Here is a 20,193-nt window from a genome sequence, read left to right on the forward strand (position 1 = left end):
GTCAGGTCGCAGCCGGCGCCATGCAGGACAGGCGGGCGAAGATGGTGGGGCGCACGGCGGCAAGCAGGCCGACACTGGCCTGCGTGTTGATTCCCTGCGTGAAGGTGAAAGTGCTGCGCACCGGTTTGGCGCGGCTGACCTCGGCAATGACCTGGTCGACGAAGGCGGCCGAAGCGGGCGCGTCGGCAAAATCGAGGTTGAGGACGAGGCTGAAGGTGTGCGGGTCGCCCTTCGGCTCGCTTTGCCACCATTCGCGGATGGCAACGGACCCGCCGAAGCTGGCAACGACCGCGCGCACCGATTCGGCCGTGCCCTTGCGCCTGGCGATGGCGATGGCCTGCCGCACGCGCTCGCGCTTGATGCCCTCGGGCCAGCTGGTGGACCAGTTGTCGAGGCTGAGGCCCCATGCCAGCCACGGGAGCAGCTCGATCGGGCAATCGTCCGGCGACCAGACCGAACGGACAGGCGTCGGGATCTCCAGAAGACCGGCGGCCACCTGCTCGAGCGCCTTCTCCAGCGCCGTGGAACCGGGAGGCAGCAGCGACGGGTATGTCATTCGCCGGTCCCGGCGTAATTGATCGTGGTACCGGTGCAGTGGGGCGCCTGCGTGCGCGAGATCACGATGTCGCTGGCCGGCGTCGTCAGTTCGACATTCTGCACGCCTTCGACGTGGAGGGCGGCGAAAATGGCCGAGCGGGTAATGTCACGGCCGAGGCGGTGGCTGGCTTCGATATAGGCATCGAGGTTCGCCTGCGCCGCGGCAAGGACGACACCGCCGTCAGGGCCGCTGAAGGTGGTCAGCGTAGCGTCCACGGCATAAGCGACGATCTCGGCCGACTGGACGGTGACGAAGTCCGTCAGCGGGCGGCGCGTCTCATCCGAAACATAGGCGGCAACCGTCTCGACAAGTTCTGTCGAGGCTTCCCCGGTGCCGGTGCGTGAGAGGACGGAGACGAGGACTTCCCCGGCGGTCGGACTGGTGGCGCTGGCGTCCAGAACATCCGGATCGGACGAAAGCGCGTGGAAGATGTACGCGCCCTCAGGCCCGGCGACCGAATAGCCTTCAGGCGCCAGCACCATGCGGCGGCGAAAATCGGCATCGCTTTCCATGACGGCGGGCGTGCCCAGCGCCCCATCGGCCGGGGTCAGGGTGAAGCGGGTGATGCCGAACAGGGCCGCGATATTGTCGAGATCCGCGCCCACGGCATAGGCGGGCATGACGGCGCGCACGGCATCGTTGACGCGCTGGCGCAGCAGCTGGGCGAAGTAAGCGAAGACCTGCAGCAGCTTGGTCGCCGGATCGCTGTCGCGCGTGACGAACTCCGGCATTTCCGCCTGCATGCGCCAGACGGCATCGGCGAGGATGGTTTCGAAATCCAGTTCCTCGACGATATCGGGCGCAGGCAGGCGCGAGAGATCGACAGCGGTGAATGTAGCATCGGCCATGCCGCCCATGTCGCTGGGCTGGCACGGCGATGGCTATGGGCTGCATTTGGATGGGCGGCTATCCAAATGGATTGTCGATTTTGGAATTCCGCGATTAAACTAATCGGCCAAAAGGCACATTAATCATCATTACTGCGGTGGGGCAGTTCTGCGATCCCATGCCCAAGGTCGGGATTTCTGCAATGTCTGCTCTCCCTCGATTGGAACATCGAACGCGCGCACGTAAGCTGCCAGTCGCTCACGCACCTCACCGTCTGAGAGACCGAATTCTTCTAGGCTGTATCTGTGCGGATGTCGCTTCAAAGCTTTCGCGCGATCAAGGTAGCGCTCCATCGCCGGCATTGCTGGTTCAATGTCGAGGCCGAGAAAGCGGTAGACCCGCCGCATCGTTCCGCGCCAATCCCGTTCCATGTCGTCATATTGAACATCGATCATCCGCTCCGGAGGGATGGCACGGCGCGCAGCACGCATGCGTTCGACCAAGAGTTCAGTTTTCCGTAGCCACTCGCGCCCAATTTCGTGAGCATCCGCATGATCGGAATAGATAATTGTTTGATTCCACGCGAGCGAAGCGGCGCTGCCGACGATTCGCAAAGGGTCGCGATGGGTGAAGATCAGTCGCGCATCCGGGAAAACTTTTAGCAGAGCTGGCAGATCGAGCATGTGCTGCGGAGTTTTGAGGATCCATGGGCGAAGGGTCGAAACCTGCTGCGACCACCCAACCAAACGGAGAAGATCGGCCATATATCGATACGCTGGCGTCGCATCCTGATTTTCACACCAGCGACCGTAGCCAGGCACATGCCATTGAGCCTCGTGCTTCATTCCCCACATGCTTGCGACAAGCAGTCCAAGTTCTTCTTCGGGCTCATAGGGGCCGGTAGGATGGATCGACAATGTACGCGGATTGGCCAGGCGCGCGACTTTCATAATGCGCTGCGCGAGTATCGGACGGAAATCCTCTGCCTCTCCTGCCATCACCGCTTCGAACCCGGGCCGCGGTACGGGGCTGATCGTCTCGAAGCTGCGCATATGGCTAAAACGCCGATCACTGGCAAGCAGCCGGTGCAAGCGAGTTGTCCCCGATCGCATCGGACCGACGATCACCACCGGGTGCGGCAAAGGTCTGTTGAGAATCTCCGGATGACGCTTGAACCACATTTGTGCCAGAAGGCGGTCGCGCAAAATGTGGTGAAACTGCTGCATAGCCGACCAGTCGCCTGCCGCATTGAGACACGCTTCATGCCGGATAGAATCTAATAGCACATCCATTGGCATTTCAAACCAGCGGTCGCCAAAGTCCTCCAAACCCGTCGCCGCCGCCGCTTGCTCGAGCAAATGATTTTTCTCCAGGCGCGCAGGCTGCACCATGCCGAGCTTGCGACCTGCACGAAGGCTGGCATCGAGTATGCTGATGAAGGCGGTCCGTTGTGGCGGCCGAGTAATCCGAGTGTCCAAGTCATTCGTCCAAATTTCGGAGAGAATCCGGGCGAGGTAACAATGAATAATCCAAATGTACACCCACCTATCCAGATCTACACAATACCACATTTCGTAATATGATTGATATTTTATATTATAAGAATACAACAGAATGAAAAAGCATTTATATAATTAACTTATATTGAATAGACTCAAATTTGCAAAATACATGATTATATATTCTATATTAGCGATAGAATCATTGGACAATTTCCCCCTAGAGAACGCAGTCTTAACCGCAAAATTCGCCTATTCAGTCCTAATTTAGCGATCTTCCCATCGCGGGCGACGAATTGTCCAGATTTCCAGTTCCCCGACAGATTCCCGTTCCAATTTGCAAAGCACTTCTCCATCTTCCCATAATTCAACCACACGAAGTCGCGCACGATCTTGGGCGATAAGTAACGCCTCATTGGCATCAGTTGCTTCAAATTCATGGGTGATCTCAGAAGAAAACTGAGAATTTCTGCGCCGCACTTCATAAATTGGCATTAGGACCTCCTTGCTCAACAAGCATACAGGAGCATTCTGAACGCAGGCCGAATTGAGCAGAAGGTGAAACTATGTAGAGGTGGAAATCAGACAAATGAAGCTCTCGGATGTTGCGCCCCAAGCCGTAGCTCAGCCATATCAGCTGACAATTCCGTTAGGTTATCACCGCTAGTACTTAGCAATTGGAAACGTAGCCCCAAGCATGTTTGCCTGAGGCCACGTTTTAAGAGTCATTTATTACAGCTAGCTGCTGAGCTCTGTTAGTGCGGTTGCGTCTATTTCCCGCCTGTCAAATAGATCCGCGCTGTCCATTGTTCCGGTCACTGAAACACGATCACCAACGGTAATATGCTGGATTCCGGTGTCATCGAACGGATCGTAATAGAGCTTGTCGGTATCGACTCGGTAATTGAAAAGCCCGGTGTCGAGCTGGAACTCATCGCCATTAATTGACTGAACTTTCCCGGTCAGTGTCAGTCCGCCAGTACGCAATACATCGTAATCGACTACCGGAACGACTGCATCTTCTTCATCATCTGCGCTCGCATAGAATAGCGTGTGCAAGTCATCGACATAGACACTGCTTGCCTCAATGCGGCGAGACTGAAAAAAATCATCGTCCATCCGACCGGTAACACTCACCTGATCGCCGACGACCAACTTGTTTTCGTCATACCAGTCGTAGTCGTCCATCTCTACGGGAATGGTTTTTTCACCATAATCCAGGACAAAATTATCGCCAGATACTGATTGTACCGTTCCTGAAACGCTTAGCCATTCACCATCATAAGCTGTCGTTGGAGTTTGCGCCGCTGCTGAAAACGAAAGTGAAAGCGCTGTAAGGGCGGTGACAGATATTAGGATTTTATTGAACATTAAAGCTCTCCGAATTTCGCAGATTCTCCTTTTCGATATATGAATGTCGTTGAGACATTCTGTGTATGTAACGGGATGAAAGGATATGAGTTCCACAGGTGGTCATAAGCCAATGCGTTGGACAGACAACCTCGTCAGCTCAATCCATGACATGACACTCGGATAAGCGGCACGTTTACCCTGTATCGATGAGAGAATAGAGCGCATCGAGCATACGCTCGCGATCAACTGGCGTCACGCCCAGCAGTTCGCGCCGGGGATAGGGCACGGCCTTGGCTCTGAGCGAAGGCCTGTCCCGCAGACCCTGCTGATGAACGCTGGCGATCTGCGAGACCTTACCGGTGAAGCCGACCCAGAAGCCCTGATCATCGGTCTGGGTCTTCAGGAACTTCGAACTGGCCAGACGGCGGAACATGGCCCTGCGGCGCAGACCGCCGCGACGGCGCAGTTTGCCGGCACCGCGATTGCGGTATTCCTCCGGCACCGGGAGCCATTTGACCACCTTGTCGAATTCGAAAGTGCGGATGCCCCCGGCCTCGATGTCGAAGCCGGTCATCGAGCGACCGGTGCCCCAGGTGAAGCTCTTCATGATCACCCGGCGCGGTTGACCGCCGCCGTGTGCGGGATAGAGGAAGCAGGCCGTGCCACGGCCCGAGACGGGCGGTTCCTTCGTCTTGCGCGGTTCGAAGGCGCTGCCATCGGGCTGTTGCTGGGCAGTGATGCGCCTGCGTTGGCCGATCGCCAGTTCGCGGGCCACCTTCCGCATGATCGCGCGGCGCTTGCCCGCCGACAGGCTGCGCAGCAGGGCGCCTGCGATGCGTTCGACTTCGGCCAGATCGTCCTTCATGCGTCAGGTGGAACGGCCGGGGTCAGCACCGCGTCGGGATCGGTAGTTTCGGCGAGCAGGTCGACATTGCCGAAGCCCTGCAGGAAGGATGCCGTTACGCCGTCGAACATCGGCGGGAAGGCCGGTTCCTCAGGGTGGTTCACATCGTAGCCGCTGCTGTCCGCGCGCGGGATGACTAGCACGGGCTCGGTCAGGTCGATCGACAGTTCGATGTCATAAGTTTCGCTGTCGAGCAGTTCGGCTTCGAACTGGAAGGGCTTGCCGTCGCTCGCCTGCAGCAGCTGCGGCTGTTCCTTCTCGATCCACGCCAGCACGGCCACCATGATCGTGTCGGTATCGCCCGCAAAGTCGGTGATGAGCGCCTTTACCGTATAGGCGTATGCAAAGGACAGCGTGGCGGAACGACGCGCGCCAATCTGGCCGCCTTCAAGGTAGACCTGCAGCCGATCAGGGTGCGTTTTGAGGTCGGGCAGGAAGGCGGTGAGCCAGCGCCGGAGACTATCGGCCTTTCTCATGACAGCCCCGCGCTGACGCCGGCGGCGATGACTGCCTTGACCGTTTCGCGGGCAAGGCCAAGCGATCCTTCCCGAATGAACCTGACCAGCTTTTCTCCGGAAGGTTCCTTGCTTTTCAGCGCGTCCGGCACGGCATTCAACAGTTGCAGCCCTTGCGCTGTCAGGGTGACCTGCACATGACCGTACTGGTTCTTTTGCCGCGAGGAGATGAAACCAGCGCTTTCAAGCCAGCCCAGCGTCGATATCGCGATCTCGAACGATCTGGACGGACGGCCCATGTCATCGACGATTCGGCCGAATTCGTCGATCTCCCCATGCCCGGACAGCTTGCGTGCATCGAGCGCCGTCGGCACGGGAAACGATTGGTAGAGCAGGGCCAGAATTGCGCCCGTGTAATCGTCAAAGAGTTCGATGTTCTTCATTGATCGCCTCCTGACAGGGTAATGCGGACCTGAGCCTGCAGTTCGATCAGCGTCGCCCGGATCTGGCCGGCCACATCGTAAAGTGCGTTCAGGCTGGCGAGCGCATCGGTGCCGGTCATTTCGCCTGCGTTATTGCGCTGCGGCTTGGGCAGGGGCGGTGGCGGAGCCAGAAGGCTGGCCGAGACCTTCGGCGTTGGCGATCGCGGCGGAACGGTCGAGCAGGCGCACGCCATCAGCATCAATGCAGACGTTGCGATAGACCGGGCGTTCAATGACCTTCTGGCTTTCATGGTAGATCTCCCTGACGCTGGATTGCCGGGCAAATTCGGCGGCCTGGGCGCGCTCGGCAGACGCATCGATCTGGCCCTGCAGCTTGCGGCGGACAGCATCGGCCGCATCGTCCGCGCGCTTTTGCGCCGCGCGTTCCTGCGCCAAGCCAATGCGCGTGCCATAGGCGAAGCCCCCAATGCCCGAGAGGCAGGCAGCCAGCGCCCCGGCAAGGGCAAGATGGGATGCACCGATCAAGCGAGCAGCCCTTTGAAATAGTTTCGGCGCGCGAAGGTCAGCGAATCCTTGCGCAGGCGACCGTCACGATAGCTGACATGAACCCAGCCACTGTTCGGGTTTCCGCGCGTGTAGTTCTCAAGGATCAACTGGTCGAAGGGCAGGCGATCACGAATGAAGGTGGCCACGGTGAGATTGTCGACGCCAGTGATCTCGAGGTCGGCAGCCTCCCCCTTCGCGTGCTGGCTTCCCGTGGTCGAACCGACAGCAAGGCACAGCTTCGGAGCACGAAACCCCGAAGTGATCCGAACCGGTTGTCCGAAGTGGGCGCGAAGCGGCTCCAGCACCTTCGTGCACAGCAACTTCATGGCGGCGATCTGAACCGCGTTCGGGGAGTTGGCGATCCGTTCGCGCTCGGCTGTTGCCGATGCGATGAATTCGTCCAGGCTGAAGTTGGGCGACAGCTGCATGGTTCAGTCCTTCTTCGGGAGGAAGCGGTCGGCAAGGCGGCCCGGCACGCTGGCGAGCGCGTCGGTCGCCGCCTTGGCGAGGCGGGGCGTGGCGTCGAAAGCGAGCAGCGCGATGCCGAAGGCGATCGACTGCGCGACGAAGTCATTCCAGCCCGTCAGTTCGATGATGGCGCGGGTGGCGTAGAAGCTGACGGTGGAGCCGACGATCCACTGCACGAAACGCTGGCGCCACGAGAGGCCCGGCTTCCATGCCTGGGCGACGGCCGAGCCGATCAGCGAAGGCGTCAGCGAACCGATGGCGTCGACGATGGAGGGGAGGATGGTGCGCAGATCCATGGTTTCAGTCCCAGAGCTGGATGAGGGGCCGCACGCGCGGGGCGCTTGTCTCGGCAGTGGCGGGCACGATCACGACCGTGCCGAGCGGAAGGATCGGGCCAAGATCGGCAAGGCCCGGATTGGCATCGAGGACGCGGGTCAGGTCGGACGGGCCAAGGCCGGCCTCGCGAAACAGCAACAGATCCAGCTTGTCTCCCGACCGGGCAACGAGGCGCTGCTCGGCCGCCATCAGATGAGGTCCACCGTGGTTCGCGATTTTCCGAGGATGTCGCGGATCGCATGCATGGCATCGCGGCGCAGTTCGCCAATCGACACGTCCAGTTCGTCCGCCTGTTTGCTGCCGGCCGACGTCGTATCGAAATCGCGGTGCCGCTCGATCAGTTCGGCCTTGGTGAAGAGGGCAACCGCGCGGTTGTAGCGGATCAGTTGGACGCTTTGTCCATCCAGCTGCGTTGCGGGAACGGCTGCGAGCGTGGTGTAGCCCTCAGCCACGCGGGCCGCCGCCCAGACACGAAGGTCGATCTCCACCGACATGATCGCGCCAAGGATTGCAGCGCGCAGACGCGCGGGCGTGATGCTGGTCGGGATGCGGGCGGCGTCCCGAACGGCAGCGGGGTCAATGTCCGGAAAGAAGCCGTCATTGGCGACGGTGGTTTCCGCGACCGGGGCCTGATCGATTTCCGATTCCGGGGGGCGGGCGACGAAGGTCATTTGCGGCAATCTCGCTGTTCGGTGTCAGCCAAGACGGGGGCAGCTAACGGGGGTGGGGATCGGGTCAGAGGACGGCCCTTCGGTTTGGAAAACCTCCCGCCTCGCGCGATCCGCCCCCGAGCGCCGGGGGCGAGCCTGTCAGGCGGACGTATTGCCGCCCTGTTCGTTGGTTTCTTCGGGTTCGGGTGTGACGGCCTTCAGCAGCTTCTCAGCCCGCCTGATCCTGTCCCGCACGCCGATGCGATCATGGAGGCGCTGGGCCTCGCGCAGTGCGTCCAGCGCGGCATTGAGGCGCGGTGCGCTTGTCTCGGCTTCGGATTCCTCGGCCCTGCGCAGCTGCTCGACGCCGATGGCCTTGAGCAGCTTGGCGCGGGCCTGGTCATGCATGTCCTCGCCATAGGTCAGGTGGTCGACGCCATCGAGAATGCAAAGCGGGAACTCTTCACCGGCCGCCTGAGCCTTGAGCGCGGCTTCGGCAATTTCCTCAAGGATGACGGTCGCGGTATCGCGCTGATAGCGCGCGGGCATCTCGACGCGGTGGCGCATCATGAATTCGGCAAGGTCGATTGCGTCCGAATATTCGCCGACATCGATCATCCAGACCATGCAGGTCGGCAGCACTTCGGCGGCGATGCCGCTACCCACGCCCGCATCAGCCTTGTGCAGGCCGACAAGCCAGTCACGGTAATGCGGCAGCATTTCGCGCTTGGCCGCAATCTTCAGGTCGATCGACTTGATCTCCTTCAGGCGGCGCAGGTCATGCGTCAGGCGCAGCGCAATCTGGGCGGCTGCGCGATTTTCGGGGGAGGCGTTGGCCGCCCCCGCTGCCGAAGAGGGGGCGGCAGCGGGGACGACGGCCGCTCCACCATCGGGAGCGGACGCAACGGTCTTGGCGGCAAGGACGCGGTCCCTGTGGCGGCGAGCGAGGCTCATGTGCGTGTCCTGTCAGGTGGAGCTATCGGGATGGGATCGGATCAGGCGGGCTTCTTGCCCATGACCACGTTCTCGACGAGGGCGGTGCGCCCGTAGTCTTCGACGACGTAGTCTTCGTTCACCGATTCATAGTTCTCGATCTGGTCGAGCGCGGGCTCGTCCCTGATCTGGCGACGGCGGGTTTCCTCCTGCCAGTAGATCGAGAGGTTATCGAGGCTGGTGATCAGCATCGAGGTTTCGGGGAAGAAGGGCACGATCACGGCGCGCTTGCCGGCCAGCTGCTTGGGCAGCGTGAGGATGCGGTGCGCGGCCTCACGTTCGGTCGCGGTGTCGCCAGCGGCCTGCAGCAGGTTCAGGTACTTGTCCTTGACCAGCTTCCAACCGACGATGACGACAAGGTCGGTATCGCTACGGTGCCACGGATCGAGCAGGTCGAGCGCATCGAACGCCAGCGCGTCGAGGTTCGCATAGTCGGCTTCGGCAGTCGCGGTGTTGCTGGCATCGCCATCGACCACTTCCACGCCCGCCGCGACATAGATCGCCTTGGTCGGATCGACGGTCAGGTCGCCGTCATTCAGGACGCGCGACGGGGCATTCGTGCGGATCTTGTGCAGCCAGCCTTCGTTGACGTCCTGCAGCAGCGGATTGGCGTCGACATCGGTCGTAGCCGCTGCCGAAGTGCCGTTGAAGCCGATCATGATGCGATCGCGGCCCTGCTGCTTCAGGATGACGTCGCGCAGTAGGGTCTGGAACTCCGGCTTATGGCGCCAGGCGTCCAGCTTCGAATACTTGATCGCATGATCGAAGTTGGTCTGACGGCAAAAATAACCGCCATCGTCCGTGGTGTCGGTAGGATCGGCCGGGGTACGGCGGTCGCCGCCAGCGGTGTTGGTGCGGCTCGCAAGCGGACGGGTTACCGTGACGCCAACCTTCTGGCCAGTCTGCTGCGGCACGCCAACGACGTTAATCTCGGTCAGGAAGTCGCTCGATTCCTGAATTTTCTCTTCCAGCTTCTGTTCGACAGATGGCGAGACGCTGAACTTGACGGTGGCATTGTCGATGCCGTTGAGCAGCGCGATCTGGCTGACGTAGGCATTGAAGAGCAGGCGGGTTTCGTTACGCATGTGCGTGGGCTCCTGGCGGGATAAAGGCGGGGGACGTGCGGAGGAAGCTGGCTGCTTGGGGGATCAGCAGTCGGTCTTGATGGAGCCGGTGCCGCCGGTGGCCGGGGTGCGGTTGAAGGTGCCGGGCTGTTCGGTGGTCTTCAGCTTGGCTTCGAGGGCGTCGAAGCGGGCACCGAGCGCAGCAACGGCATCGTTGGCGGGTTTCGATGCCGCCGCGATCTGCTGGCCCATGACGGCGGCGAACTTGTCGACGTCGAAGGCGTTGTCGTTGGCCGGTGCGGGCGCATTCGCGGCCGGAGGCGAAACCGGCTCATCCTTCTTGTCCTTCTTGAAGAAGGCGAGGAGCGAGCGGCCAATGCTTTCCCCGATCTGCTCGCCGTCCAGCGGCTGAGCAGCGAGTTCCATCGCGGTTTCATGCGCCGTGGTGAAGACGTTGGGACGCGACATCGCAGCGAACTTGAGCGGTTCGGTGCCGAGCGAGGCAGGCTGATCGGTCACGGCGAGGCCGACCAGATAGGCTTTGCCTTCGCCTGCGAAGTCGGGGTGGATTTCGCAGCTGGTGAAGAGCTTCTGACCGGCCTTGTTGATCTCGACCAGCTGATCGTTGGCGTCGATCTCGGCATAGAGCGCGAGAAGCATCTTCTTCTCGCCATTGATGGTGAGTTCGACTTCCTCGGTCTTCAGCGAGAGAACCGAGCCATAAGCGTTGAATGGGCGCTCTGGGCTGTAGCCTGCGATGTGTTCGCAGTTGATCCGCGCGGTGTACGTGGCCGGATCGTAGCTGGCGGCCATCTGTTCGAGCCATTCGCGCTGGATGACGCGGCCATCGACGGTGGCGCCCTCAACAGCGACGCGGAAAAACTTGCTCTTTGCCATGATCGGTTCCGGTTCCCGTGGTTGCGGGGCGGCGTGCCCCAAGACCTTCCAATTGGTTGACGGGTCCAGAAAGGCGACGGTGGGGCCACTTCCTCAAGGGGCTGCATTTGGATGGGCGGCTGACCAAATGGACGGCCATGATTAAGGGACCTGTCGCGCGGCATGGTCGCCGCGATGCCCATCCAAACGCCTCCACAACCCGGTGCACCGTCTGCCATGTGGCAGTTCGATCCGCGCCGTCATGCGCGCAGCCTGTACTGGCGCGGGTGGGGCATCACGCAGATCGCGCAGGAGTTCGAACTCTTCGGCGTCGCCAGCGAAAGGGGCTCGCCCATTCCCCGCGCCACGATCGAGTCCTGGAAGCAGCGCGATGCGTGGGACGATGCGCCGTCGATCCGCAAGATCGAGGACGGGCTTGAAATCCGCCTGCTAACGCTGATCGCGAAAGAGAAGAAGACGAGCGCCGACCTGGTCGAAATGGACGCGCTGTCCCGCCAGATCGAAAGCCTAGCCCGCGTGCGCCGGTACGAGGAACCGGGCGGGCATGCCGGCGACCTCAACCCCAAGGTGGCCAACCGCAATGCCGGGCCGCGCCGCAAGCCGAAGAAGAACCACTTCACCGCCGATCAGGCGGCCGAACTCAAGCGCATCTTCCTCGACGGGCTTTACGACTACCAGCTGACCTGGTGGAACGCGCTCAGCCAGCGCACGCGCATGATCCTGAAGTCGCGCCAGATCGGCGCGACCTATTACTTCGCCTTCGAAGCCCTGATCGACGCGATCGAGACGGGCCGGAACCAGATCTTCCTGTCCGCATCGAAGGCGCAGGCCCACCAGTTTCGGTCCTACATCGTCAGCTTCGCCAAGCTGGTGGGCGTGCCCCTGACCGGCGATCCGATGCTGATCACTTCGGACCTGCGACCCGAAGAGGAAGCGGCGGCCGAACTGCACTTCCTTGGCACGAATTTCCGCACGGCGCAGGGCCGCCACGGCAATTTCTATTTCGACGAGTTCTTCTGGGTCCACTCATTCGAGGAACTGAACAAGGTCGCTTCGGGCATGGCGACCCACAAGAAGTGGCGCAAAACCTACTTCTCGACGCCGTCCAGCGTTGCCCACCCCGCCTATCCCTACTGGACCGGAGAGCGCCGCAACCGCCGCCGCAAGAAGGAAGGCCGGGTCTCGATCGACGTCAGCCACAAGGCGCTGGCGGCGGGCAGCACCGGGCCCGATCGCATCTGGCGGCACATCGTCAACATCGAGGACGCCGAAGCGGGCGGCTGCGACCTGTTCGACATCGAGGAACTGCGGGACGAGTACGCGCCTGATGAGTTCGCCAACCTGTTCCTGTGCGAGTTCGTCGACGACAGCCTCTCGGCCTTCAAGTTCAATGACATGATCGCGTGCGGCGTCGACAGTCTGGTCGATTGGACCGACTTCAACATCGAGGCCGAACGCCCCTATGGCAACCGCTCGATCTGGGCGGGCTACGACCCGCAGGAGAGCGAGAACGGCGACAATGCCGCGCTGGTGATTGCCGCGCCGCCGCTGGTCGAAGGCGGACAGTTCCGGGTGCTTGAGCGCCACCAGCTGCGCGGGCTCGATTTCGAGCAGCAGGCCGAGTTCATCAAGGCGATCCTGTCACGCTACACCTGCACCTACTTGGGCATCGACGCCAAGGGCGTGGGCGCGGGCGTCTATCAGCTGCTGGCCAAGCCGGGCGCGCTGCCGGGCTGTTCGGTGGCGAAGATCGAGTACTCGCTCGAACTCAAGGCGCAGATGGTAATGAAGGCGCAGAACGTGATCCGCCGCGGGCGCCTCGCCTTCGATGTCGGCATGCTCGACATTGTCTCTGCCTTCGTCTCGATCAAGAAGACGCTCACCAGCAGCGGCCGCAACCTGACCTTCAAGGCCGGGCGCGGCGGCGATGACGGCCACGCCGATCTCGCCTGGGCGATCATGCACATCCTCATGAATGAACCGCTCGACGGCAAGGAAGCGCCGAAGGGCACAATGGAGATTATCTGATGGGAAAGCGCGCACGCCGCATGAACCGCCGTGAATCGGCCGAGGCGTCGAACGGCGCGCCGGTCGCGTCGAACGACAATCGCGGCAGCGCGATCGAGGCATTCACCTTCGGCGATCCGGAACCGGTCCTGAACCGGGCGTCGATGCTGGACATGCTGGAATGCTGGCACAACCGGCGCTGGTACGAGCCGCCCGTGTCGATGGACGGTCTGGCCCGCGCCTTTCGCGCTTCGCCGCACCATTCCAGCGCGATCATCCTCAAGCGCAACATGCTGGCCGCCAGCCTTGAGCCCACGCCCCAGCTGAGCCGCCGCACCTTTGCCGGAATGGTTCAGGACTACCTGGTCCTCGGCAACGCCTACGTGCGGGAGATCCGCAACCGCCTGGGCGATGTGATGCGGCTCGAACACTGCCTCGCCAAGTACACGCGGCGCGGCGTGGAGCCGGGCCATTTCTGGTGGGTGCCCGGCTATCAGCAGGAAGAGGAATTCGCCCCCGCCACCGTCCACCAGCTGCTCGCACCCGACATCAATCAGGAAATCTACGGGTTACCGGAGTACCTGTCGGCGCTACAGTCAGCCCTGCTCAACGAGAACGCCACCCTGTTCCGCCGCCGCTATTACGAGAACGGCAGCCACGCGGGCTACATCCTCTACGCTACGGGAGCATTCGCCAACGGCGACGTCGACGCGATGCGCGACGCGCTGAAGAAATCGAAAGGCCCCGGCAATTTCCGTAACCTGTTCGTCCATGCGCCGGACGGCAAGGAAGCCGGCATCAAGCTGATCCCGATCGCGGAAGTCGCCGCGAAGGACGAATTCCTCGGCATCAAAAACACGACACGCGACGACGTGCTCGCCGCCCACCGCGTGCCGCCCCAGCTGCTCGGCATCGTGCCGGCGAACGCCGGTGGATTTGGGGATGTGACGAAGGCTACGGACGCATTCTTCGAACTGGAGATCGCGCCGCTACAGTCGGTGTTTCTGGAACTAAACGACGCGCTTGGCTTCGAGGCTGTGCGGTTCCGGGAGCGCGCCAAGGCGGCGGATTAGGCGCTAGGATCGATCCGCAGGCTGATGCCCAGTGCGCGGGCAACGGTTTCGATGGCGGCGGCGATGGCCTGCGGATCTCCGGTCCTGAGTGCGGCGGCCAAAAACTCGGTCTGGTCTTCCGGCTCGTTCAGGTGTGCCGCCGTGTCGAAGTGGGTGAGTTCGGCGGCCATCAGGCCAGATCGTCGATCAGAATGCCCAGTGCATCGGCCAGCTTGCCCAGCGTGGCGACCGAGCCGACACGGTCGCCCGCCTCGATATTGGCGATCTGGACCCGGTTGACGCCTGACGCATTGGCCAGCGCCTGCTGGGTCAGGCCGCGATATTCTCGCCAGACGCGCAAGGGGGCCTCCCCATCGAACAGGCGCTGCGCCACTTCGGCAGGCACCAGCTCTTCTTCGCCGCGCGCGATGGCGGCCATGGCGCGGTCATAGCTGTGCAGGTCGGCAAGATCGATCACGGCAGCCTTCATGGCCCGGTATTCGTCCAGCGGGATCGTTATCATTTCACCCATGACGTACTCCTTTCACTTGTAGATGCCGCCGCGCGGTCCGATTTCCAGAACTGCCAGCACCGTTCCGTCATCCATGATGACGCGCCAGTCTCCCACGCGCAGCCTGATGCCTTCGCGACCACTCAGCGCTGTGACGTTGTTGGCCTGCGATGCAGGGTCGGCGGCATAGGCATTCACCTTCTCGACGATCCGGACCGAGACATTGGCCGGCATGCGGCGCAACGTCTTGATCGCGGCGCGGGTGTAGGTGACTTGCTTCATGGGCGTTACGTAGCCCAACGCTACCATGTAGTCAATAGCTACATTGCCGGGCGTGAATGGTCATTCGCTGGACAGCCCCTTCTCAACGAGGCGGCGGATAGCCTCGGATCGCGCCCGCCACGCCCGCGAACTGGGCGGCGTCCTCGCCTTCATCAGCGAGGCCCTGTTCCTGGATCCCGGCTTCATGGCGCGCTGGCGGCTCGTGCGCCTGCGCGACGAACTCGATGTGCTGCGCCCGCAGCACCGTCAGCTGCGCCGTGACGACACGAGTGCGCGACGACATCCTTGCCGAACTCGCCCGCGCCGAAGCCGCCCTGCTCGAATTCCGGCCCCACATGACGGACAGGCCGCGCCACCTGCACTGACCACGCCAATCAACCTGGCGCATTGCAAACAAGCCCCGCTCCCGGCCGCGACAGTCAGGAGCGGGGCTTGTTCGTTTGCGCGTCGGAGCGATCCGCCCGGCAATTCCGCGTCATAATATTACGCTCCGTGCCAAATCCCGCCCCAACCGGCAGCCCTCCAGGAGTTCCGTACAGCGCCGGTCAGCGCCGTCTACCGGTACAGACCCATTCGAGGCTTAAATTCGCGCCCTCTGCCCGCCGCTGCGCCCTCTGCACGGGCTCGGCCGCGCGGCCACCCCTCGCCGCGCGCTTTTCCCCCCGCCTCGCCCGCGCGCTTTTCGTGTCGGTTTTGATGCGCTCCCGCAGGCTCGGGAAATCGGCCTAGGTCGCTGGCTGCACCGAGAGAACCTCGATCGCTCGATTGATGCGAATTGATGCAGCTGCGGGCATCTTTTCGCGGCATCTCCGATCGCACGCCGCAACGGAGTGGCACGGCCCTTGCTCTTGGCCCCCTGGAACACCCATGGGCGGCGCAGCCGCCCTCACACGCCGGCACCGCTGGCGATCCGCTGAAGGCGGGAAAACACGTTTAGGCATGGGGACAATACAAATCTGACGCCTGAGGGCGCCCAAGCGCCCTCAGTCCTTTTCCCTTCTAGTTCTGAGCACGGGGTACAATGCCAGTTTGGCACTCGCACTAGGCACAGAGAAGGAACTCAGCATTTCCTCGTGCTGCCGCAATGCCTCAGCGTCATCGCCGTACATGTGCGCGAGTCGCGACATAGCTGTACCTCCTACCAAGGAACGCCGTTCCGCCTGCTCCCGGCCTCCGCCCGAGGTCAGGGCGCTCGTAACACCCTTCAGCAGCCTTTCTGCCTTGATCGCCATGCGACTGGGGACGGCACCTGATCCATGGAGGTGCCGAACTTTCTCTCTCAGCTTTCCACCGAGCTTCTGACGAAGCGTCCGGACGATCTCGATCGGGAGCTGCAGCATGTCGATAAAGTATGAATTGCTGGTTTGTTGCCGCTGGGGGCCTTCACCTGGAGCATTGCCGGTCTTTACCGTGCGCCTCACCCAGTTGATGATGTTCTGCGCCCTGAGCACATCCAACTGCCGCACAACCGTGCGACGGGACAGCCGGCTCCGCTTCGCGATAGTGTCCAATGACGGATCGCACCGGCCAGTCTTCCCGTCCATCACACTCAACAGCGCCTCAAGGACGGCCTTGGCGTTCATGGAAATGGGCAACTGCTTCCCAGCTTTCCGGATGTGGTCCGAATATCTCGAGACGGATTTCGTGAAGACATCAAAAAATTTCAGAGCATTCTCGTTCCTGGCGGATGGCTGCCAGTAGATCGTCGAAACCTGGGCGCGCACGTCGTCGACATCGTAGCTCTTTCGCCATGCCGTATCGCGACCTCGCGTGCCACTTGAAGGCCGTCCCTCGACGGCTCCAGCACCTTGGTTAGGGTTAGACACTGGGCTCTCGGAGCCCGCAGAAATGGGTGAGTGATTGGGAGAGGTTAGGCAGCCTAACGCATTGACAAGACGAGCTTCTTCGAGCCCTCGCGGGGCATCCACTTTTCCTGACATTTTGGCTAATTCGCGATGTTCCCGCCCGGCTCGGCGGTAAGCCTTTCGCGGCGCCCCACCGTGGCACCTGCACTTGGTCGACCGTCATGGTAGACGATCCGCGCGACGGTTATGATAATGTGGAGGTAGCGCCCCACTCCGCTGTCACCGTCAGCGGGAAATTTCCGCCAATCGTCCGCCCACCGCAGGCTGGATTAGTGGACAACGGCTACTCCAACTGCTTAAGCGGTAGAGGTTTCTGGCCAAGGCATGCGACTGATCAGGGGAAATATGACAGGCGACTCTGAACTCGCATCAAGACGCGTATGCCGCGCCTATGGACACGTGAACATTCGCGGGCCCCGGAAGATCCTCGCCAGTTCGATCGCATCTTCGCCTCAATTCCAGCACCGCCAGGTCTTATCGAAGTGAAACCGCGCTTGAACGTGCCGGCCATCGGCGGGCGACACCAATTCGCCCATTTCCTGCCTGTGGCATTCGAACTGCAGCGCCGCGGAACCTTCGAAGTTTCGGTCTTCATTCCCCAAGCTGACGAAGCTGACGAAATCGAGCACCTGGCGTCCAGCCTGGGGTTTCCCCCGCCCAGAATCGTGAGCATGGACCTGCCCGCTCCATTCGGTTGCCGCGTGCCCCAGAGTATGGACAAGATCACGCGCCTGCTGATCTGGGCGAACCGAATTCGGGCCGGAGACGCCATCCTCTGCGCCGAGCGCACGTCCACCCTTTTGAAACGCTTGCCTGGCCGATGCCCGAGCATCATCCATATCCCGCACGGCGCCGGCGATCGCGCCGTCGGATTTGAGAAGCGCTTCCGATACTTCGATCGCGTCCTGGTGGCGGGCGAGAAGGACAGGGAAAGGCTGTTGGCGGAGGGGCTGGTCCGCCCGGACAATTGCGACGCCGTAGGCCCGATCAAAGTGTCTGCAAGCCTCCAGATGCAGGCGAGACGATCCCGGCTGTTCCATGATGACAGGCCGGTCGTTCTGTATAACCCGCATTTCAATACCAGGTTATCGTCGGCAGGGGATTTCGTTCATCGTCTGGTCGAGGCCATCCTGCGCGACGATCGCTACAACCTTGTCGTTGCACCGCACGTTCGCCTGGCAGCACACTGGGATGAGACGCGACGCAAACACTGGGAAGCCTTGGCAGAACCGGGCCGGGTCATCGTCGATCTTGGTTCGCGCCAGTCGATAGACATGACGTATACCTTGGGGGCCGATCTGTACCTGGGAGACGTGAGCAGCCAGGTTTATGAATTCCTCGTCCAGCCCCGCCCGTGCCTGTTCGTGAACGCGCACGACGTGGCATGGCAAGGCAGCGCCGATTACGCGATGTGGCAATTCGGCGAGGTCGTTGCGCCTGAATGCGACATCCCCGGGGCGATCACACGGGCCTTTCGGGATCATGCCCGGTTCAAGGCTGCACAGATGAAACGCGCGCAGGCCACTCTGGAAGGCCTGGCGTGGGATGAACGCGGAAGACCGAGCCTGTCATCCGTCGATCCGATCGCACGGGCGGCGGACATCATCGAGCAAAGTGTCCAATCCGATCGGGCGCCCCGAGCGGCAGATGGAGCGGCGATCCAGTTGCAGAATGGCGACTTATCGTTCAGATGAGCGTCCATGACAGCAAGTACCGCCGAGGTTCGAACTAGGAGTCCTCTCAGTCGAATCTTGGCCAACACGGCTTGGCTTCTGGGCGGCAAGGGCTTCAGCGCGGTTTGCGGAATTGCCTATCTCGCAATCCTGACCCGTTCCTTGGGACTGAAGGATTTCGGCCATTTTTCGCTGATTTTCGGCACGGCTCAGGCATTGATTGCCCTGGCCGGTTTCGAGACCTGGCGTGTGGTGATCAGGTACGGCGCCGAGTTCGTTCACCGCAAGGACTGGAACCGGTTCGGACGGCTTGCCATGGCTTGCGGGCTCATGGACGCCGCAGGCGCAATGCTTGGCTGTGTCATCGCCTTCATCACCATATACGGCTTTGCTACGACGCTGGCGCTCAATCCTGCCTACATCGACACGGCATTCTGGTTTTCCTGCGCCATGTTGTGGGCGCTCGTTTCCACGCCGACCGGGATCGTCAGGGCCCTCAACCGGTTTGACAAGGCGGTTTACGTCGAAGCTGTTGTGCCGATCGGCAGACTGACCGCCGCATTGCTGATCTGGTGGCTGGGCCCGACGGTAGCGCGATACCTCTTCGCGTGGGCATTCATCGATCTCCTCGAAGCCGCCCTGTACTGGGCGATGGCCCGCCACCTGTGCCCGGAAGCGGTAAGATGGAGCCACATGCGCAGTTGGAGACAGACCCTCGCCGACAATCCGGGACTGGTCCGCTTTTCCGTGATGACCCACGCAGGCGGAACGATCGATGCCCTGCTTCGCCAAGGGCCGCTGCTTCTGGTCGGCGGCCTGGTAGGAACGAGCGCAGCGGGCCTTTATCGTCTGGCCAATCAACTGACCCAGGCAATGGCGAAACTGTCTGCCCTGCTGACCCGCTCGGTCTATGCCGAGGTCGCGCATGTGAAAGTTGCGGCCAGCACCGAAGTCTTCAGACGCCTTGCGCTCCAGACAAGCTCCATCGCGGCAGTGGCTGGCCTAGCCACGACCCTGCTGGCGTATTTTCTGGGTGCCGACCTTCTCAGGCTCATCGGCGGCGAGACCTTCGCAAGAGGCGCCGGGATTCTCATTCCACTGGCTGTGGCAGGCAGTTTCGAGCTGGCCAGCGTAGCCTTCGAGCCAGTCCTCCATTCTAGCGAAGGCGCGGGCCGTGCCCTGTCGGCGCGGATCGGGGGCGTCGCGGTCCTCGCCGCGGGTATACTCCTCTTGCCGGGGTTCGGTGCGGAGCGCATCGCGTGGTCGGTGGCCATGGGCAGTGCTGCGAGCTACATGGCGTTGGCCGCGCTTGCCTATCATCGTGTTCTTCGAACGAAGAATTCCAACACGGCAGAAGCGACGAAGCCGGCATAGTCCGGCCGATCCATGTCTTCGCCAAATCATGCAGGTGGCCACCGCCCCGAAGTTTGGCAAACGCGCACGGCTCCATGGGAGGAGCCTGGCGATGATACCTACTCATGATGTCTTACCCTGCATGGGGGCTTGCCCGACTCACTCGCGAGGCGTATTTATAAATCGACCGCGAAAGGCATCCCTTGCCAGGATCGCGAACCAGACCACGACATGCACCGTAAGGGCAAAGTCCATGGACAGGTTCGGGAACAAAAGGGCCGGTCAGGGGGCCGCTCCGAAAGGAGCGGCCCTTTCTGATTCCGGGCCGGGACCCTTCGCAAGTTGCGCAGCTGCCCCTCGATTTTGCGCGGCCTGCAAGGGCGCGAACGCCTGTTGCGGCCTTCGTTCTGCCAGAC

The 20,193-nt window shown here is 61.7% G+C and carries 26 protein-coding genes; 4 read left to right on the forward strand and 22 right to left on the reverse strand.

Annotated elements, in window-relative coordinates:
* Nucleotide 1: 1 nt before the first annotated feature.
* The 17 genes from B5483_RS19900 to B5483_RS19975 form a co-directional block, all read right to left on the reverse strand.
* Nucleotides 2-556: a phage tail protein I gene (locus B5483_RS19900; RefSeq protein ID WP_079731696.1), complete on the reverse strand. Its 555-nt coding sequence runs from the start codon at nucleotides 554-556 to the stop codon at nucleotides 2-4.
* Complete coding sequence (locus B5483_RS19905) at nucleotides 553-1,446, reverse strand: baseplate assembly protein (protein WP_079731752.1); 894 nt, start codon at nucleotides 1,444-1,446, stop codon at nucleotides 553-555. The genes B5483_RS19900 and B5483_RS19905 overlap by 4 nt, the downstream gene beginning before the upstream one ends.
* Before the next feature lie 129 nt (nucleotides 1,447-1,575).
* A complete protein-coding gene (locus B5483_RS19910; RefSeq protein ID WP_245829424.1) occupies nucleotides 1,576-2,904 on the reverse strand; it encodes a sulfotransferase family protein in 1,329 nt (442 codons plus the stop codon).
* Nucleotides 2,905-3,192: 288 nt separating this feature from the next.
* The gene (locus B5483_RS22980) at nucleotides 3,193-3,420 is read right to left on the reverse strand and encodes a hypothetical protein (RefSeq protein WP_139384087.1); all 228 of its coding nucleotides are present in this window, start codon (nucleotides 3,418-3,420) and stop codon (nucleotides 3,193-3,195) included.
* 243 nt (nucleotides 3,421-3,663) lie between these two features.
* Entirely contained in the window at nucleotides 3,664-4,296 is a 633-nt protein-coding gene (locus B5483_RS19915) for a DUF5666 domain-containing protein (RefSeq protein WP_139384088.1), read from the reverse strand.
* Nucleotides 4,297-4,471: 175 nt separating this feature from the next.
* Nucleotides 4,472-5,143, reverse strand: coding sequence for a phage virion morphogenesis protein (locus B5483_RS19920; RefSeq protein WP_079731699.1), 672 nt, complete (start codon nucleotides 5,141-5,143; stop codon nucleotides 4,472-4,474).
* The gene (locus B5483_RS19925) at nucleotides 5,140-5,658 is read right to left on the reverse strand and encodes a phage tail protein (protein WP_079731700.1); all 519 of its coding nucleotides are present in this window, start codon (nucleotides 5,656-5,658) and stop codon (nucleotides 5,140-5,142) included. Before B5483_RS19925 ends, B5483_RS19920 begins: the two co-directional genes overlap by 4 nt.
* The gene (locus B5483_RS19930) at nucleotides 5,655-6,080 is read right to left on the reverse strand and encodes a hypothetical protein (RefSeq protein WP_079731701.1); all 426 of its coding nucleotides are present in this window, start codon (nucleotides 6,078-6,080) and stop codon (nucleotides 5,655-5,657) included. Before B5483_RS19930 ends, B5483_RS19925 begins: the two co-directional genes overlap by 4 nt.
* Nucleotides 6,077-6,199 carry a hypothetical protein gene (locus tag B5483_RS23710; RefSeq protein WP_281251257.1) on the reverse strand — a complete coding sequence of 41 codons (123 nt, stop codon included), beginning with the start codon at nucleotides 6,197-6,199 and terminating at the stop codon, nucleotides 6,077-6,079. Before B5483_RS23710 ends, B5483_RS19930 begins: the two co-directional genes overlap by 4 nt.
* Nucleotides 6,200-6,209: 10 nt before the next feature.
* A complete protein-coding gene (locus B5483_RS19940) occupies nucleotides 6,210-6,605 on the reverse strand; it encodes a hypothetical protein (RefSeq protein WP_079731703.1) in 396 nt (131 codons plus the stop codon).
* The gene (locus tag B5483_RS19945; protein ID WP_079731704.1) at nucleotides 6,602-7,054 is read right to left on the reverse strand and encodes a D-Ala-D-Ala carboxypeptidase family metallohydrolase; all 453 of its coding nucleotides are present in this window, start codon (nucleotides 7,052-7,054) and stop codon (nucleotides 6,602-6,604) included. The genes B5483_RS19940 and B5483_RS19945 overlap by 4 nt, the downstream gene beginning before the upstream one ends.
* Nucleotides 7,055-7,057: 3 nt before the next feature.
* Nucleotides 7,058-7,390, reverse strand: a complete 333-nt coding sequence (locus tag B5483_RS19950) for a hypothetical protein (RefSeq protein WP_079731705.1) — start codon at nucleotides 7,388-7,390, stop codon at nucleotides 7,058-7,060.
* Between the two features lie 4 nt (nucleotides 7,391-7,394).
* Nucleotides 7,395-7,619 carry a tail protein X gene (locus B5483_RS19955; protein WP_079731706.1) on the reverse strand — a complete coding sequence of 75 codons (225 nt, stop codon included), beginning with the start codon at nucleotides 7,617-7,619 and terminating at the stop codon, nucleotides 7,395-7,397.
* Complete coding sequence (locus tag B5483_RS19960) at nucleotides 7,619-8,101, reverse strand: head completion/stabilization protein (protein WP_079731707.1); 483 nt, start codon at nucleotides 8,099-8,101, stop codon at nucleotides 7,619-7,621. Before B5483_RS19960 ends, B5483_RS19955 begins: the two co-directional genes overlap by 1 nt.
* Nucleotides 8,102-8,239: 138 nt before the next feature.
* Nucleotides 8,240-9,034, reverse strand: a complete 795-nt coding sequence (locus B5483_RS19965) for a phage terminase small subunit (protein WP_079731708.1) — start codon at nucleotides 9,032-9,034, stop codon at nucleotides 8,240-8,242.
* A gap of 41 nt (nucleotides 9,035-9,075) precedes the next feature.
* A complete protein-coding gene (locus tag B5483_RS19970) occupies nucleotides 9,076-10,158 on the reverse strand; it encodes a phage major capsid protein, P2 family (RefSeq protein ID WP_079731709.1) in 1,083 nt (360 codons plus the stop codon).
* Nucleotides 10,159-10,221: 63 nt separating this feature from the next.
* On the reverse strand, nucleotides 10,222-11,034 hold the full coding sequence (locus B5483_RS19975) for a GPO family capsid scaffolding protein (RefSeq protein WP_079731710.1): 813 nt from the start codon (nucleotides 11,032-11,034) through the stop codon (nucleotides 10,222-10,224).
* A 174-nt stretch (nucleotides 11,035-11,208) separates the two neighbouring features.
* On the opposite strand from B5483_RS19975, the gene B5483_RS19980 reads away from it, so the two are divergent.
* Nucleotides 11,209-13,062, forward strand: a complete 1,854-nt coding sequence (locus B5483_RS19980; protein WP_079731753.1) for a terminase large subunit domain-containing protein — start codon at nucleotides 11,209-11,211, stop codon at nucleotides 13,060-13,062.
* Nucleotides 13,062-14,114: a phage portal protein gene (locus B5483_RS19985; protein WP_176168139.1), complete on the forward strand. Its 1,053-nt coding sequence runs from the start codon at nucleotides 13,062-13,064 to the stop codon at nucleotides 14,112-14,114. The genes B5483_RS19980 and B5483_RS19985 overlap by 1 nt, the downstream gene beginning before the upstream one ends.
* Here B5483_RS19985 and B5483_RS23285 read toward each other — a convergent pair.
* The 5 genes from B5483_RS23285 to B5483_RS23570 form a co-directional block, all read right to left on the reverse strand.
* Complete coding sequence (locus B5483_RS23285; RefSeq protein ID WP_176168140.1) at nucleotides 14,111-14,284, reverse strand: helix-turn-helix domain-containing transcriptional regulator; 174 nt, start codon at nucleotides 14,282-14,284, stop codon at nucleotides 14,111-14,113. The genes B5483_RS19985 and B5483_RS23285 overlap by 4 nt on opposite strands.
* Nucleotides 14,284-14,625 carry a helix-turn-helix transcriptional regulator gene (locus tag B5483_RS19990; protein ID WP_079731711.1) on the reverse strand — a complete coding sequence of 114 codons (342 nt, stop codon included), beginning with the start codon at nucleotides 14,623-14,625 and terminating at the stop codon, nucleotides 14,284-14,286. The genes B5483_RS23285 and B5483_RS19990 overlap by 1 nt, the downstream gene beginning before the upstream one ends.
* Nucleotides 14,626-14,637: 12 nt before the next feature.
* Nucleotides 14,638-14,886, reverse strand: a complete 249-nt coding sequence (locus B5483_RS19995; protein ID WP_079731712.1) for a type II toxin-antitoxin system RelE family toxin — start codon at nucleotides 14,884-14,886, stop codon at nucleotides 14,638-14,640.
* An 82-nt stretch (nucleotides 14,887-14,968) separates the two neighbouring features.
* Nucleotides 14,969-15,130, reverse strand: a complete 162-nt coding sequence (locus tag B5483_RS20000; protein WP_217698231.1) for a hypothetical protein — start codon at nucleotides 15,128-15,130, stop codon at nucleotides 14,969-14,971.
* A 739-nt stretch (nucleotides 15,131-15,869) separates the two neighbouring features.
* Nucleotides 15,870-16,469 (reverse strand): helix-turn-helix domain-containing protein, encoded by a 600-nt coding sequence (locus B5483_RS23570; RefSeq protein WP_245829426.1) that lies wholly within the window; start codon nucleotides 16,467-16,469, stop codon nucleotides 15,870-15,872.
* A 782-nt stretch (nucleotides 16,470-17,251) separates the two neighbouring features.
* Here B5483_RS23570 and B5483_RS20010 point away from each other — a divergent pair.
* Nucleotides 17,252-18,445 (forward strand): glycosyl transferase, encoded by a 1,194-nt coding sequence (locus tag B5483_RS20010; protein ID WP_245829436.1) that lies wholly within the window; start codon nucleotides 17,252-17,254, stop codon nucleotides 18,443-18,445.
* 57 nt (nucleotides 18,446-18,502) lie between these two features.
* Nucleotides 18,503-19,798, forward strand: coding sequence for a lipopolysaccharide biosynthesis protein (locus tag B5483_RS20015; protein WP_231634697.1), 1,296 nt, complete (start codon nucleotides 18,503-18,505; stop codon nucleotides 19,796-19,798).
* Nucleotides 19,799-20,193 lie beyond the last annotated feature (395 nt).

It is taken from the genome of Novosphingobium mathurense, assembly GCF_900168325.1.
GTDB classification, from domain to species: domain Bacteria; phylum Pseudomonadota; class Alphaproteobacteria; order Sphingomonadales; family Sphingomonadaceae; genus Novosphingobium; species Novosphingobium mathurense.

Coding starts and splice junctions, on each gene's coding strand:
- B5483_RS19900 (WP_079731696.1), bottom strand. CDS start 556: ATGACATACCCGTCGCTGCTGCCTCCCGGTTCCACGGCGCTGGAGAAG.
- B5483_RS19905 (WP_079731752.1), bottom strand. CDS start 1,446: ATGGCCGATGCTACATTCACCGCTGTCGATCTCTCGCGCCTGCCTGCG.
- B5483_RS22980 (WP_139384087.1), bottom strand. CDS start 3,420: ATGCCAATTTATGAAGTGCGGCGCAGAAATTCTCAGTTTTCTTCTGAG.
- B5483_RS19915 (WP_139384088.1), bottom strand. CDS start 4,296: ATGTTCAATAAAATCCTAATATCTGTCACCGCCCTTACAGCGCTTTCA.
- B5483_RS19920 (WP_079731699.1), bottom strand. CDS start 5,143: ATGAAGGACGATCTGGCCGAAGTCGAACGCATCGCAGGCGCCCTGCTG.
- B5483_RS19925 (WP_079731700.1), bottom strand. CDS start 5,658: ATGAGAAAGGCCGATAGTCTCCGGCGCTGGCTCACCGCCTTCCTGCCC.
- B5483_RS19930 (WP_079731701.1), bottom strand. CDS start 6,080: ATGAAGAACATCGAACTCTTTGACGATTACACGGGCGCAATTCTGGCC.
- B5483_RS23710 (WP_281251257.1), bottom strand. CDS start 6,199: ATGACCGGCACCGATGCGCTCGCCAGCCTGAACGCACTTTACGATGTG.
- B5483_RS19945 (WP_079731704.1), bottom strand. CDS start 7,054: ATGCAGCTGTCGCCCAACTTCAGCCTGGACGAATTCATCGCATCGGCA.
- B5483_RS19950 (WP_079731705.1), bottom strand. CDS start 7,390: ATGGATCTGCGCACCATCCTCCCCTCCATCGTCGACGCCATCGGTTCG.
- B5483_RS19955 (WP_079731706.1), bottom strand. CDS start 7,619: ATGGCGGCCGAGCAGCGCCTCGTTGCCCGGTCGGGAGACAAGCTGGAT.
- B5483_RS19960 (WP_079731707.1), bottom strand. CDS start 8,101: ATGACCTTCGTCGCCCGCCCCCCGGAATCGGAAATCGATCAGGCCCCG.
- B5483_RS19965 (WP_079731708.1), bottom strand. CDS start 9,034: ATGAGCCTCGCTCGCCGCCACAGGGACCGCGTCCTTGCCGCCAAGACC.
- B5483_RS19970 (WP_079731709.1), bottom strand. CDS start 10,158: ATGCGTAACGAAACCCGCCTGCTCTTCAATGCCTACGTCAGCCAGATC.
- B5483_RS19975 (WP_079731710.1), bottom strand. CDS start 11,034: ATGGCAAAGAGCAAGTTTTTCCGCGTCGCTGTTGAGGGCGCCACCGTC.
- B5483_RS19980 (WP_079731753.1), top strand. CDS start 11,209: ATGCCCATCCAAACGCCTCCACAACCCGGTGCACCGTCTGCCATGTGG.
- B5483_RS19985 (WP_176168139.1), top strand. CDS start 13,062: ATGGGAAAGCGCGCACGCCGCATGAACCGCCGTGAATCGGCCGAGGCG.
- B5483_RS23285 (WP_176168140.1), bottom strand. CDS start 14,284: ATGGCCGCCGAACTCACCCACTTCGACACGGCGGCACACCTGAACGAG.
- B5483_RS19990 (WP_079731711.1), bottom strand. CDS start 14,625: ATGGGTGAAATGATAACGATCCCGCTGGACGAATACCGGGCCATGAAG.
- B5483_RS19995 (WP_079731712.1), bottom strand. CDS start 14,886: ATGAAGCAAGTCACCTACACCCGCGCCGCGATCAAGACGTTGCGCCGC.
- B5483_RS23570 (WP_245829426.1), bottom strand. CDS start 16,469: ATGAACGCCAAGGCCGTCCTTGAGGCGCTGTTGAGTGTGATGGACGGG.